Below are 13,041 nucleotides of genomic sequence, written 5' to 3'. Positions count from 1 at the left end.
AACTACAAAAAATAAATATAACTAATAAAGATAATAACTGAGTTAATTTCATAATAAAATTTCACTAAAAAAGAGTATGGATAGTATTACGGGTACGGCATCTTCTAAGGGATGCGATCGAGCTGGAAGCCTAGCGCGAACATGAAGCAATAGAGAGAGTAAGCTAATGTCGCTGAAAGTGCTGTCTGGAGAACAGATGACTGTTCGTCTATATGCTATTAAAAAGACTTTATGAGATTGATTCAACTAAGGGAGAATATTAAATGAGAAAACCATTATTAACAGCAATCGCACTAAGTTCGGCACTACTATTTACAACAGTGGGAGAAGAAACAACCGCATCAGCAGCTACAGTTACATACAAAGTAAAATCAGGCGACACCCTTTCTAAAATAGGAAGCAAATATCATATTTCATACAAAACAATCATGAAATTAAATCATATGAAGTCTACAAAAATATATGTAGGCCAAAAATTAAAAGTAAAGAAAACAAAAGCTAAAAAGAAAGCTACAAAAAAAGTCAGCAAAAGTGTTGCAGGCGTTTCAACCTCGTCTAACGGTTCCAAAGCTCTAGCAATTGCTCTTAAGCAACAGGGGATAAAATACGTTTTTGGCGGCTCGTCAAAAAACGGTTTTGATTGCAGTGGACTTATTTACTATGCATATAAAAAAGCAGGATACTCTGTATCACGCACAAATGCCCAAGGTTTTTATGCACGTTCATCTGCAACCAAATCACCTCGTATTGGCGATTTAGTTTTCTTTAAAAATACATATAAATCAGGAATTTCACATATCGGTATTTATATGGGCAACAGCAAGTTTGTTAGTGCAAGTGGTACAAAGGTTCAAGTTAGCTCTGTGAATGAATCTTACTGGAAAAAACACTTTGCTGGTTACAGACATTTATAATTTGATATAAACGAAAACCATTTAGTTGAAAAACTAAATGGTTTTTTTGACATAATTAAGGGTAGGTTCTGTAATTTTTTTCATTTTACATTGAAAAGTTGAATCTCTCACTGTTATAATAATGATGAAAAAAGGCCTAATTATCTTTTAAGATAACAGGAATTTTTACTTAATCGCTGAGGAAGTGAGAAATTTGACGATGGATGAACTAAAATGGGAAGACCTTCAAAAGAAAAACTTTTACCTATTTTTAATGGTCTTTATTTGCTCTGGGTTAGGCACAATTGCGCAGCTTATATTGTCATCAACAAATTTGGTAAGGATTAGTCTGGGAATATCTTTTATACTTTTTATAATCGCTTATGTTGCACAGAAAAAAATTAATGCCTTAAAAATTGCTTTCCCATACTTTGTTGTTGCCATGATATTTCTAATTAGTATGACTTTGATTTTTGGCCAAGGTGAATCAACACTCGGTACTATTGCTTTAAGCTTTTTCTTAATTATAGTGGCAAGTATTCATTCTAATCGAAAGATTTACTTTACCGGAGTAATCCTCGGCCTTATTACAATTTATATGAACTATGCCAATTTTAAAAATGAAGATATACATAGTCAATTGGCCAATGTCGTATTAGTTTATTTATTAATGATTATTGGATTATATCTACAAATTTTGCAGAATGGTAGAGTGCTCGACCAAGCGTTGGGCTACTTACGCACAGTACATGAGCAGGCAGAAAAGGAAAAAGATACTTCGAATAAGCTGAATACAACAGTCGATACAATAACTTCTAATTTAAACGACATTAAAAATACTTTCGAAAACACCACTATTTCATATCAAGAGATGCTAGGGGCAGTGAGTGAGGTAAGTGCTGGAGCAGAACAGCAGAATTATCGGATCAATGATATCGCACAAGATATCCAATATATGCACAAAACGGTCCTCGATATTGGACGCTCGTTAGAAGGCGCTAAAAATGAAACAGAGGAAGCTGGGCAACAAGCAACACAGGGTGCGAAAAATATGAAAGAAATGAAGGATGAAATCGATAATTTCTCTGGATTTTTCCAACAGCTTTCACAATCCGTTGAAACGCTGACTTCTAAAATTCAAGAAACCAATACATTCACAGTTGCGATTAAAGGGATTACAGAACAAACTAATCTGTTGGCCCTCAATGCTTCTATTGAGGCTGCACGTGCCGGTGAATATGGGAAGGGCTTCGCTGTTGTAGCAGAAGAAATTCGTAAACTGGCTTCCACTACTGCAGATACATTGGTGAAAATTGATGAAAATCTAAGCAATGTCAACACATACAATGAAAGCACCTTAAGCCAATTACAAGTAGGGGCAAAACGTGTCGAGCAACAAGTAGAAACTGTAGAAAAGTCAGTAAATGCGTTTACTCATTTATATACTGCTATGCAAAACCTGAATCAGCAAATGATAGTAGTAGCAAGTGAAATTAAAAGTGTTGAAGACAAGACAGGCACTATTGAAGCGAATACAAATGAATTTGCGACAATTATTGAGGGAAGCACTGCTTCATTAGAAGAGCTCAATGCTACACTAAGTATGCTAGCGGATGACCAGAAAAAAACTGCCAGTAATCTCGTGGAAACATACGAGGCGGCTACACAACTATAGATGAAAAACCAGCGATTGCTGGTTTTTTTGTTGGTCAAAGAAATGTTCCTTTCCGATACTCTTTACTCATTGTTAATCTATTGGTATAAAGGCCCAATTGCCTTAGTCATTTGACCATATGATACAAAGAATAATGAAAAGGGAGTGTTTAGAGAATGGTTCAACCTTTTGATGGGCAAGGCGTTAATTACATGAGAGAAAATATGGAGTATAACCCATGGATGTCACAAATGAGTCAACAGCACGGCGGGTGGCATTCTGGCGATCAATGGGGACAGGGTCATGATTGGAATCAAAACTATGGACATATGCAGCATCAACAACATGGCAACTGGAATATGGGACACCATGGGGGTCATGGAGGGCATGGAAGTCATGGAAGTCATGGAAGTCATGGAAGTCATGGATATCCAATGCATCATGGCTACCATCAATCCTATCCTTGGCAATCAAGTCAACAACACTGGCGTCCAACACAACAACATTGGCAAACATACCCGATGCACCATGATGGCCATCATCAACAATGGCAACAATGGAACCCAGGCCATCCATGGATGTAATTTAATATAAAAGTAGAAGGGCTGGCACAGAATTTTTCTGGCCAGTCCTTTTTGGTATGTGAATAAAAACCTTTCTATTTGCCTTAGACTTATTCAACATTGGCAATATAGGAGGAGTTTTAGTGGAGCAATCTATAACACAGCCAGCTAGTAAAAGGCAATTTATTAATGTTTATATATTATTTATATTATGCTTGTTAGATACAATTTTAACAGACATAGGCTTACGCACTCATATTATTGGAGAAGCCAATCCTTTAATGAATTGGATATATAGCTCGAGTAAAATAGCCTTTTATTTAATGAAATTAGCTTTGCCTGTAGCTCTCATTGTTATTCTAAGTAAGATGAGGGCTACTTTATTGGTAAATCTATTTTTAAGAGCAGCGCTTGTTATCTATAGTATTGTTTTTCTTATGCATATTAGTTGGATTGTGAGTGTATTGGCGCTTTCTATTTAAATAATTTTAACCTTTAGTATGGTTAAAATTAACGTAATTTAGGCCGTTTAAGTTAAGAAAGTAATGAAAAAAGTTAATCAGCTTTTAACAGTGTAAAATAACAAAACCGCTAATTAACAGGTTTTTGAGAGAAAAAAGGGATTTTATAGTGAATTTAATAGGAAAATATGTTTATTTGACACTGGGTTTTAATAGTAATAATATAATATAAAATTATCCTGATTTATGTCGAATTTACAAATTATGTTTGATTTGATGGCGGGGAATTTTGTTTTATCGCTTTTATTTTATTAATGAGGAGGGAAATGAATTGATTAAACATGTTTACGCTTTATCTATTGAAACGCTTGCACTTATCCCATTTTACGAAAATGCGACAGGGAAGGTAAAAACTAAAATTATGGAGTTGGGGGGAGTTACACTAAGCGGTTTAAATCCAATCGAAATTATGGATGCCAATTTAAAATTTTCAGGCTCTAGCTTAACAGGCGCAGGACAAGGGACAAAGCATATTCTTGGTAAAGTTAAAATGCATCCGGTCACTATTAATGAAAGAGTCTGGTTTCCCGTTTTTTCGCCAAAGAAAGATGGCTGCATATGGTTAGCACTTAACCATATAAAAAGGTACAGTGCATACGGTAGCTTAGGCACTATTATTACTTTTACTAGTGGAACCGAATTAATAATGGATATTACAGTAAGTACATTTGAACGGAGAATGAATCGTGCATGCGCATTAAAAGCGCAAATAGAATACTATACGTTTTATATGCGAATTCCTCCAAAAGAAAAGAGAAACTATGCAAAATACGAGATTATTAAAGAAGAGAATAGCATCAACTATCAAATTAATAGAAAAACAAATCAAAAGGTTAAAGGTGACGATGAAGGCGAAGGCAACTTAGTACCTTAGTATTACTAGCAGAATAGAGAGGGAGACAAGCACAAAAGCCAGAATGGTAAAGTATGTAGGCGCCTCTTTACCTACAATAGAGACATATAAAAAGATGCCCAACCTCTTAAAAGAGTGGGCATCTCTATCCTTAATTACTACCTTTAAATGTACCTGTCGCAAATCCAACGAGTTCATCTTCTTCGTCATAGAGACGGCCTTCTACAATGGTTGTTGAACGAGTTTGCGATATGATACGCGCTAGCCCTTTCACACGACCGTGAGTAACCGGCTTTAAAAAACGCGTTTCTAGTTGAATAGTAATTACATCTTTAAAACCAAGCGTATGTGTTGCAATGCCCATAACCGTATCAAGCGCTGACATGAAGACACCGCCGTGCATTGTACCCACCACATTGTTTAACTCTTTTTTATAGTCAAAGGCAATTTCGGCAATTCCATCTTCAGCATGTATATATTCAAGTCCAAGTGTTTGCCAAAAAGGACTTTCTTCAAAACGTTGTTGAACAGATTTCATTGTTGTCAAAATAAATTCCTCCCCAAATTTTAACAGGCACATCTAACTATAAGTACTACGTAATTATATCATATTTAGGCAAAATTCTTCAAAATTTTTAATAAAAAAGCGCTTTCATTCATTGGAAATAATGATATAGTATTATCTGAATAGTCTTACATACTATTATTATATTATTTTTAATTTTGAGTATTGTATTGTTATATAGCAGACTATACAATGAAGAAGAAACAAACTTACATATAAAATGGGAGAGTGTAGAGAGTGTTTAAAACAAAAATCGTCGCAACATTAGGGGCTGCTGCATTATTAATGACGCCTATGTCAGCTTTTGCCAAAACAACGCCAGCAAAACCAAAAGCACCAACAACTGTGCCAGTACAGTTTCTATCTATCAATGATATGCATGGTAATATCGGAGAGAGTTATAAAGCTACAGATGGTACACCAATCGGGGGAGCACCAGCTCTTGCTTATCACTTTGAGCAAGAAAAAGCAGCATTTGCTAAGAAGTACAAACTGAAAACAGCCGCAGCGAATACTTACAGAATTAGTGCAGGCGACTTAGTAGGCGGAAGTCCATCTTATTCAAGCTTACTTCAAGACGAGCCAACAATGAATGCAGCCAATGCAATTAAATTTACTGTTGGAGCACTAGGTAACCATGAATTTGATGAGGGAATCGATGAATTCAAACGAATTTTAAACGGCCTTGCACCGACCGAAGCAACACAAAACTATGAATTAGTAAAAGACTATAAATTGACTAAAAGCAATATGGAAATCCTAACTTCCAACATTGTGGATAAAAAATCTAAAAAAATCCTTAGTGGCTTCAAACCTTATACAGTGAAAAAATATGGTGGAGTTAAAGTTGGATTTATCGGTGTCGTTACACCAGACATTAAAACAGTAGTACTATCTAAACACGTTGAGAATATCGAAGTGGTAAATCCAGCAAAAGCAATCGCGAAATATTCAAAAGTTTTACGTAAACAAGGTGTAAATGCAATCGTTGTAGTTGCACACTCTGGTGCCTATAACACAGATGCAGACACATCAATTGAAACACAAGGAAAAGAGAAAATTTTAGGCCAAACAGTGGATATGCTGAAAGAGCTTGAAAAAATCGATTCGAAACACTCTGTAGACGTAGTAATCGGCGGCCATGATCACAACTTTGCTAATGGCGTTTACAAAAATACACGCATTATTGAGGCAAAATCATTTGGTAAAGCTTACTCAGTTGTAACAGGTAAAATTAGCAAAAAGACAAAAGACTTTATTAAAACACCATCTGGTATTGTAAAATATAACTACTTGCCAACTGAAGAACAAATCAACAGCAATAAAGTATCTAAGAAAGTAAACGGCATTGTGAATGAAGCGAAATCTTTAGTAAAAGCGAAAATTGATGCGCCAATCGCAACAGCATCATTTGAATCCATTACAAGAGACCGTGTCGCTCATCCACTAGGTGGTTCTCCAGTCGGCAACTTAGTAACTGATGGGCAATTAAGCCAAGCAAAAGCTCTAGGCTACAATGCTGACTTTGCTATGACAAACTCTGGTGGTATCCGTGCTGACCTTACTACAGTTAAAGACGGAGACAAAAATGTTATTACATGGGGTAAAGCGCAAGCAGTCCAACCATTCGGCAACTACTTGAAAGTTGTAGACATGACTGGTGCCAATATTAAAGAAGCAATCAACCAACAATTCACAGGTGGTTATGGCTTAGAAGTATCTGGCTTGCACTATACTTATAACTCAAAAGGTGTTGTAGATGTATTTGTAGGGGATACAAGTGAAAAAATCGATCCTGCAAAAACATATTCTGTTGTAATTAACGACTTTATCGCAACAGGTGGCGATAACTTCAAAGCATTCACAACAGCAACAAATGATAAAACAATCGAAGTAGACACTGATGCATTCATCAACTACTTAAAAGGTAAACAAACAATTGAAGAGCCAACAGAAGTTCGCAATGTAAAAGTGGACTAACATACTAATAAAAATCCTCTTGCCATAAAAGCAGGAGGATTTTTTTTGCCTTAGCGTTTCATTTCATATAATGTAAGGAAAATGATAAGATAAGAGTAAGTAATATTAATTACACACTAATGGAGGGTATTTAATTGAAATTTAAAAAACTTGCGGCAGCTTTATTTGCAGCTACTCTTGCTTTCTCAACTGTAGGGCCTGTTGTTTCAGACCATTTCAGCATCACAGCTGATGCAAGAGGTTACAAATCAGGCAAAAGAGGTTTTAATTCAAACGGTAATTCCAACAATTCTATTTTCAATAACAACAAATCCAATACAAATCGAAATACACAAGATAATAAAAACTCAAGCTTTAATAACAAAACTAACAAATCAAAAACTGCTAATTCAACTCCACGAAAAGGCGGGTTTATGCGTGGTATGATGCTCGGAGGACTGGCAGGACTTTTATTTGGCGGAATGCTTAGCAATATGGGTGCAATGGGCAACTTATTTGGTTTATTAATCAATGTTATTGCCATCTTGGTACTTATTATGTTAATCATGAAAGTCTTCCAAATGTTCCGCGGCAACAAAAAACGTGATGAGGACCGAAATGTATGGAAACAATAGTCTTATCAGAAGACCAATTAATTAACGCGTTATGCGTATACCATGCACGCCAAATCAATGTAATGCCCGAAAATGTAGAGATCGAGCTTTGCTTTGATGACGATGAAGGCTACTCTGCTGATGCATATTATAATAATCGACAAGATACGTATCGCGTAGCCAACATGTTGTCCGCTATCCGTGCCTACTTACAGGAAGAAACGAACGTAGATCCTTATGCAGCAAGCATCCGATTAGAAATTGATGATGAAGAGGGCATGATTGCTGTAATAGAATAAGAAATAAAGCCATCCAATTATGGATGGCTTTTATTGTGGATAAAAATAAATTTATATTCACGTCTTATATATCTGAAATACAAAGTAATACTATATAGTTTGAAATTAACTAAGCATTTTATGGCTATATGTAGAAACTCTGTAGTGGTAGAATAAAGAAATAGTATATACAAAAAGTACTATATACTAGCGGGGAACAGGAGTAGAAAAATAAGATGTTGTTTCACTTACTTTTTTACAAATATATTCAGTAAAAAGCGAATGTTAGTCAAAATTTGTCGAATAAAGTGGTATTAAACCAAAAAAAGACGAACTTTGTAGTTCAAAAGTTTATTTTCAAAATAAAAAAGAACTAGGAAATTGTTAAGGGAAATATAATAATAAAGCTTATAGATAAACCAATGAAAATTAAAAATATGTTTTTATGTAAAAAATTTTATAGTATTTTATCTAATATTAAACATTAGTAGAATTTATAATAAAAAAATACAAAATACTAAGTAGAATAATAGTAATAAAAATTGGAAAATGATATAAATTTATTGGATATAATTATATATTATTCATATTTTATTCGTATTTTAATAAAAAAATATAAAAAACTATTATGCAAATTTAAATAATGTGATAATATAGTCGTTAAGGATTACGAATTGAAGGATTTTGGAAAAAAACTTATAAAAATTACGTAGTATCGTAATCCGTAAAATAGTTCATCTATAAAGGAGAATGGGAATTTTGAAAAATTATAAACTTATTAAAACTGCTGCTGCTGTTGCTCTAGGCGCTTCTGTCATAACAGCCGCCTTAGTGCCAGGTTCAACAAGCGCATTTGCAGCTTCTAAATACAAAGTATCAAAAGGTAAACTAATAAACGCTAAAACTGGTAAGGTTGTAAAAGGTTATGTTGTTTATAATTCAAAACTTTACTACAATGGCAAATTGAAAACTGGATACAAAACAGTTGGTTCAGGTAAAACAATCAAACTTTATTTCAATGGATCACTTAAAAAAGGTTACAAAACAGCAAAAGAAAATAAATTGTTGTTCTACAATGGATCACTTAAAAAAGGCTACAAAACAGCTGGTAACGGTGAACGCCTTTACAAAGATGGCTATCTTGACAAGGGCTACGAAGTATATGGTGATGTTGATAAAGATCCATCTCTATACTATAACGGCTACCTTAAATCAGGTTACAAAACAGCGAACAACGCAACTTTAATGTTCTACAATGGTAAATTATCAGAAGGCTACAAGACTGATAAAAATGGTACAGTTCTATATAATGAAGGTCGCTTAAACAAAGGATTTGTAAAAGTAGAAGATAAATTTTACAATGACGCAGAGCTAGCTAATGGAACTTTTGAGTATGAAGGTAAAAAAATTGAAATAAAAGATGGTATGGTAGTTTCTTTAAATGTTGAATCTGTAAAAGCTATTGATACTACATCAGCAAAAGTTTCATTTAGCAAAGCAATTGACTCACTTGACAAATCTGCATTCGAAGTAGTAAACAAAGCGACTGGTGAAAAACACGTAGTAAAAGCAGTTACATTGTCTGAAGATAAAAAATCAGCTACTTTAGAATTCTATAATGCATTTGCAGCTAATACTACCTATACTGTAAACACTAAAATAGGTGAAGATAATGTTACAAATGATTTAGTAATAGGTTCATTAAAGCCATCATCAGTGGAAGTAGCAAATCAAACTGTACAAGCTGATACTAATACAGTACTAGATTACAAAGTTAAAGACGAAAGCGGAGTAGATATTACTGCTTCATACCAACCTGGGACAACTGGTGTATCATTTGAATCAGCGTCTACTGCGATTAATAAAACAACAGGTGTAATTAACCTTGCTAAAGGTTCATCTATCAAAGCGAAAGTTGTAATTAAAGATGCTGATAAAGTTTTAGCTGAAAGCTCTGAAGTAACTATTTCTGCACAGGAAGCAGTAGCTTCAACAATTTCTGCTTGGACTGTAACAACTAGTGTTACTCCTGATTTCTCTAAACCAGCTTCAACAATTTATGGTTCAGGATATTCTTTAAAAGCTCAAGCAAAAGATCAATTAGGTAATGTAATTGCTGGTAATTTCACATATGAATCACAAAATAATGGTGTGGCAGTAGTTGATAAAACAACTGGTACCATTACACCTATGGGAACAGGCGTGGTTCCTGTGAAAATCTCATTAGTGAATGATGGCAAAGTAGTAGATACTAAAACAGTTGAAATTAAAGTAAACGCTGCAAAAGCAGTAGACTCGATTAAAGCTGAAAAGTCTTCTTTATTATTATCTAATACATCTGCAGATTCACAAGATTTAGCTGTTTCAGTTAAAGATCAATACGGTAATGCTTTTAGTACTGAGTTGAACAAGGAAGTTTTAGATAAAGACGGTAAAGCACTTGCTAAAGATGTAAATGTACCAACTGTAAAAGTGGAATCTGTAGCTGAAAAAACAGGTGAGTACACAGTAAATATTGCAACAGATAGTACGACAACTGCTGGCACATATACTGTAAAATTAGTAGCTGGTGAAAAATCAGCTACATTCACAGTAACTGTAAAACCTTCTGGGGAAGCAACTTCTTACGTTGCTAAAGAAATTCCAACGACAGTTGATTTAAAAGAAGCTTCTTTAAGCTTTTCTCCTAAGTTATATACTTCAGATGCTGAGGGTTTAACAGTTAAAGATGTAACTTCTGATGCAACAGTATCTGTTTCAGATAACGAAGGTGTAACTGTAAGTGGGGGTACAGTAACTGTTAATAAAGAAAAAGTTAAAGCTGGGGATACATTCACAGTTGTTGTAAAAGTTGGTCTTAATACTGTAGCTTCTAAAGTTGTAACTATAGTTGATACAACTTCAAAATATACTGCTGATTTTAAAGGGTACACTTTAACAGGAGAAATTAAGGGCAATCTAACTAATTTACTATCTAATAATGTAAGAGTTTTGATAGACGGTAAAGAAACAGATGTTTCAAAAACATTGAATGTTAAATCTACAAAATTTGTTGCAACTGATTCTACAGTAGTAAAGAATGATGGAGAACTTGCTGAAGGTACTGCGACCGTATATGTACAAGAAATTACTCTTTCAAATGATAAAGTTGTTACTTTCAATACACCTGTAAAATTCACTGTAAATGTTACTAAATAATTATCTCAAATGCATGGAACTAGTTTATAGGTAAACAGTTTAAGAAAAAGACCTTGATCTCATAGTAGATAAGGTCTTTTTATCTTTCGAGAAGTTCTAAGAGTTAATTGGTGTTTATCTTTTTGTGTGAATATATATTTTGAGGAAATACAAAGTAAACTACAAAAAATAAAACCCCTTCAACGTGAAGGGGTGGCATGTATTTAAGTTGTCGATTTTCTAATATGCCGACTAAGAGAATCGAACTCTTATCAGTGGATTACGAGACCACCGTTTTGCCATTAAACTAAGTCGGCAACAGTTATTTACACCAATAGTATAGCACTTTTATTTTCTTAATTCAGATTTCATGATTTAGGTGATATTCAAAAATGCCCTAGCATTATCTTGACTTATTCTTCTCCAATGCAACTGGGAAGAAATGAATTATTTTTCTTCCTCTTGTCCCTCGCGTTTCCACTTTCCACTTTTAAAGGTTTTCTTAAAATCATCATCATTATTGATGGTCGATTTGGCCAAAAGTATGAGTGTTAGGAGCATTGTGCCTGTTCCAACGATAAGATAGAACATAGTGAATACTTTTCCTATCGCTGTTTCAGGGGAAAGGTTGGTATCGATGCCGGTTGGAATAATGCTCACAACGCAGAAATAGATGGCGTCTAGAACGGCCCAGCCTTCTTTTTGTGTATAAAATAACACGCCTGACAGAATGATGAAAAATAGGGTAGTAATAAGCGATAAAAATAAAGGATGTTTTGATGATTTATACAAAGCTTCTAGCAGTCGTTTTAGTGTTAGGATAAATGAAATCAAAGTGAAAGAATTCCTCCTCGTTATTATTCATTGAATACAGTATCATGCAAGGGAAAATATTTCTAGGTTGAGGGGTGGGGTAGTCGGATAAGCAGGATTAGAAATTGAAAAAACTGCTCACAAAGCATATAGCATTTGCTAGCAGTCAGCATGTTGTATAACTACTTTATAACGCGTGAAACCGTCATTCCGTCGCCGATCGGTATTAATACAGATTGCAACTGAGAGTGTTCTGCGACTGTTTTATTGAACTCTTTCATGAACTCACTATAACGTTTAGGCTGTGAGTTTGAATCTGCAACACTCCCGCCAGCTAAGACATTGTCTGTGACAATAATAGCACCAACTTTGGCAAGCTCGATACAAGCGTTTAAATAGTTGATGTAATTTAGTTTGTCTGCATCTATAAAGAAAAAATCATATTGTTTATTATTTTCTTTTAGAATTTGGAGGCTTTCTAGTGCTGGACCAGTCAAGTAGGTAACTTGATTACCAAAGCCTGCTTTGGTTAAATTTTGATGAGCGAGGGTAGCATAGTTTTCCTCTAATTCGAGTGATGTTAAATAACCTTCGCTGCCAAATCCTCTTGCCAAGCATATGCCGCTATAGCCGCCAAGTGCTCCAATTTCTAGTACTTCTATAGCTTGTGATAAAGACACCAGCATTGTAAGAAGCTTACCAGAGCCGGGTGATACGGAGATAGAACGCATTCCGTTTTCTTCAATTGATGTCAGCACGTCCTCTAAATCTGTATCTGTTGGAGCGAAGAGGCTATCGATGTATTCATTGATTAATTTCATCTGCTGGATCTCCTATCATTTCTGAAGCTTCTTTAGAAGAATTTTCAATGTTTACCATTTCATCACTTTCTTCTAAATCAAATAGCTGTATGAATTCGTTGATAACCATATCGAGTGCCTTTAACTCGCCGATTAAGATTGGCTTAATAGTTTCAAATTCGGGTTCGTCTAGTTGCTGTTTGATAGTCATACGTTTTAGCTGAATCATCTCTAAAAACGCTATTGCTCTGCCGCGCCTAAATGTTTTAGGACCCTTTGTATGATGGCCGCCATGATGACGATGTCGGCCGCCTCTTTCCTCATTTGGTCTCATACCGCACCTCTTTCTGT

13 protein-coding genes and 1 tRNA gene are annotated in these 13,041 nt (G+C 34.9%); 9 read left to right on the top strand and 5 right to left on the bottom strand.

Annotated elements, in window-relative coordinates; all coding sequences use genetic code 11:
* Window positions 1–263: 263 nt before the first annotated feature.
* The 5 genes from RCJ93_RS08260 to RCJ93_RS08240 all read left to right on the top strand — a co-directional run bounded on the left by RCJ93_RS08260 (window position 264) and on the right by RCJ93_RS08240 (window position 4,505).
* Window positions 264–914: a C40 family peptidase gene (locus RCJ93_RS08260; RefSeq protein WP_150283643.1), complete on the top strand. Its 651-nt coding sequence runs from the start codon at window positions 264–266 to the stop codon at window positions 912–914.
* Window positions 915–1,113: 199 nt separating this feature from the next.
* Entirely contained in the window at window positions 1,114–2,568 is a 1,455-nt protein-coding gene (locus tag RCJ93_RS08255; RefSeq protein WP_446738967.1) for a methyl-accepting chemotaxis protein, read from the top strand.
* 155 nt (window positions 2,569–2,723) lie between these two features.
* Window positions 2,724–3,131 carry a hypothetical protein gene (locus tag RCJ93_RS08250; protein ID WP_446738789.1) on the top strand — a complete coding sequence of 136 codons (408 nt, stop codon included), beginning with the start codon at window positions 2,724–2,726 and terminating at the stop codon, window positions 3,129–3,131.
* 122 nt (window positions 3,132–3,253) lie between these two features.
* Complete coding sequence (locus RCJ93_RS08245; RefSeq protein ID WP_251645377.1) at window positions 3,254–3,592, top strand: DUF5658 family protein; 339 nt, start codon at window positions 3,254–3,256, stop codon at window positions 3,590–3,592.
* Between the two features lie 310 nt (window positions 3,593–3,902).
* Window positions 3,903–4,505: a competence protein ComK gene (locus RCJ93_RS08240; RefSeq protein ID WP_190323362.1), complete on the top strand. Its 603-nt coding sequence runs from the start codon at window positions 3,903–3,905 to the stop codon at window positions 4,503–4,505.
* 130 nt (window positions 4,506–4,635) lie between these two features.
* Here RCJ93_RS08240 and RCJ93_RS08235 read toward each other — a convergent pair whose 3' ends face one another.
* Window positions 4,636–5,022, bottom strand: coding sequence for a PaaI family thioesterase (locus RCJ93_RS08235; RefSeq protein WP_236717725.1), 387 nt, complete (start codon window positions 5,020–5,022; stop codon window positions 4,636–4,638).
* A gap of 264 nt (window positions 5,023–5,286) precedes the next feature.
* Between RCJ93_RS08235 and RCJ93_RS08230 the strand changes: the two genes are divergently transcribed.
* The 4 genes from RCJ93_RS08230 (at window position 5,287) to RCJ93_RS08215 (ending at window position 11,098) form a co-directional block, all read left to right on the top strand.
* Entirely contained in the window at window positions 5,287–7,029 is a 1,743-nt protein-coding gene (locus RCJ93_RS08230; RefSeq protein WP_446738788.1) for a bifunctional metallophosphatase/5'-nucleotidase, read from the top strand.
* Window positions 7,030–7,163: 134 nt separating this feature from the next.
* Window positions 7,164–7,643, top strand: a complete 480-nt coding sequence (locus RCJ93_RS08225; RefSeq protein ID WP_066784490.1) for a hypothetical protein — start codon at window positions 7,164–7,166, stop codon at window positions 7,641–7,643.
* The gene (locus RCJ93_RS08220; protein ID WP_066784491.1) at window positions 7,631–7,921 is read left to right on the top strand and encodes a DUF2653 family protein; all 291 of its coding nucleotides are present in this window, start codon (window positions 7,631–7,633) and stop codon (window positions 7,919–7,921) included. Before RCJ93_RS08225 ends, RCJ93_RS08220 begins: the two co-directional genes overlap by 13 nt.
* A 738-nt stretch (window positions 7,922–8,659) precedes the next feature.
* Window positions 8,660–11,098 carry a hypothetical protein gene (locus RCJ93_RS08215; RefSeq protein WP_446738787.1) on the top strand — a complete coding sequence of 813 codons (2,439 nt, stop codon included), beginning with the start codon at window positions 8,660–8,662 and terminating at the stop codon, window positions 11,096–11,098.
* Between the two features lie 225 nt (window positions 11,099–11,323).
* On the opposite strand, the gene RCJ93_RS08210 is transcribed toward RCJ93_RS08215, so the two are convergent.
* The 4 genes from RCJ93_RS08210 to RCJ93_RS08195 all read right to left on the bottom strand — a co-directional run bounded on the left by RCJ93_RS08210 (window position 11,324) and on the right by RCJ93_RS08195 (window position 13,024).
* Window positions 11,324–11,394 (bottom strand) — tRNA-Thr (locus RCJ93_RS08210).
* A gap of 130 nt (window positions 11,395–11,524) precedes the next feature.
* Window positions 11,525–11,911, bottom strand: coding sequence for a potassium channel family protein (locus tag RCJ93_RS08205; protein WP_066784496.1), 387 nt, complete (start codon window positions 11,909–11,911; stop codon window positions 11,525–11,527).
* Window positions 11,912–12,072: 161 nt separating this feature from the next.
* Window positions 12,073–12,711 (bottom strand): O-methyltransferase, encoded by a 639-nt coding sequence (locus tag RCJ93_RS08200; protein ID WP_446738786.1) that lies wholly within the window; start codon window positions 12,709–12,711, stop codon window positions 12,073–12,075.
* Window positions 12,695–13,024, bottom strand: a complete 330-nt coding sequence (locus RCJ93_RS08195) for a hypothetical protein (protein WP_446738785.1) — start codon at window positions 13,022–13,024, stop codon at window positions 12,695–12,697. Before RCJ93_RS08195 ends, RCJ93_RS08200 begins: the two co-directional genes overlap by 17 nt.
* Window positions 13,025–13,041: the final 17 nt, after the last annotated feature.

Source organism: Rummeliibacillus sp. BSL5 (assembly GCF_052928305.1).
This window is presented reverse-complemented; position numbering and strand designations above follow the sequence as displayed.

What these genes read in the sequence shown, in the direction of transcription:
- RCJ93_RS08260 (WP_150283643.1), top strand. Translation starts at nt 264, where the DNA reads ATGAGAAAACCATTATTAACAGCAATCGCACTAAGTTCGGCACTACTA.
- RCJ93_RS08255 (WP_446738967.1), top strand. Translation starts at nt 1,114, where the DNA reads ATGGATGAACTAAAATGGGAAGACCTTCAAAAGAAAAACTTTTACCTA.
- RCJ93_RS08250 (WP_446738789.1), top strand. Translation starts at nt 2,724, where the DNA reads ATGGTTCAACCTTTTGATGGGCAAGGCGTTAATTACATGAGAGAAAAT.
- RCJ93_RS08235 (WP_236717725.1), bottom strand. Translation starts at nt 5,022, where the DNA reads ATGAAATCTGTTCAACAACGTTTTGAAGAAAGTCCTTTTTGGCAAACA.
- RCJ93_RS08220 (WP_066784491.1), top strand. Translation starts at nt 7,631, where the DNA reads ATGGAAACAATAGTCTTATCAGAAGACCAATTAATTAACGCGTTATGC.
- RCJ93_RS08200 (WP_446738786.1), bottom strand. Translation starts at nt 12,711, where the DNA reads ATGAAATTAATCAATGAATACATCGATAGCCTCTTCGCTCCAACAGAT.
- RCJ93_RS08195 (WP_446738785.1), bottom strand. Translation starts at nt 13,024, where the DNA reads ATGAGACCAAATGAGGAAAGAGGCGGCCGACATCGTCATCATGGCGGC.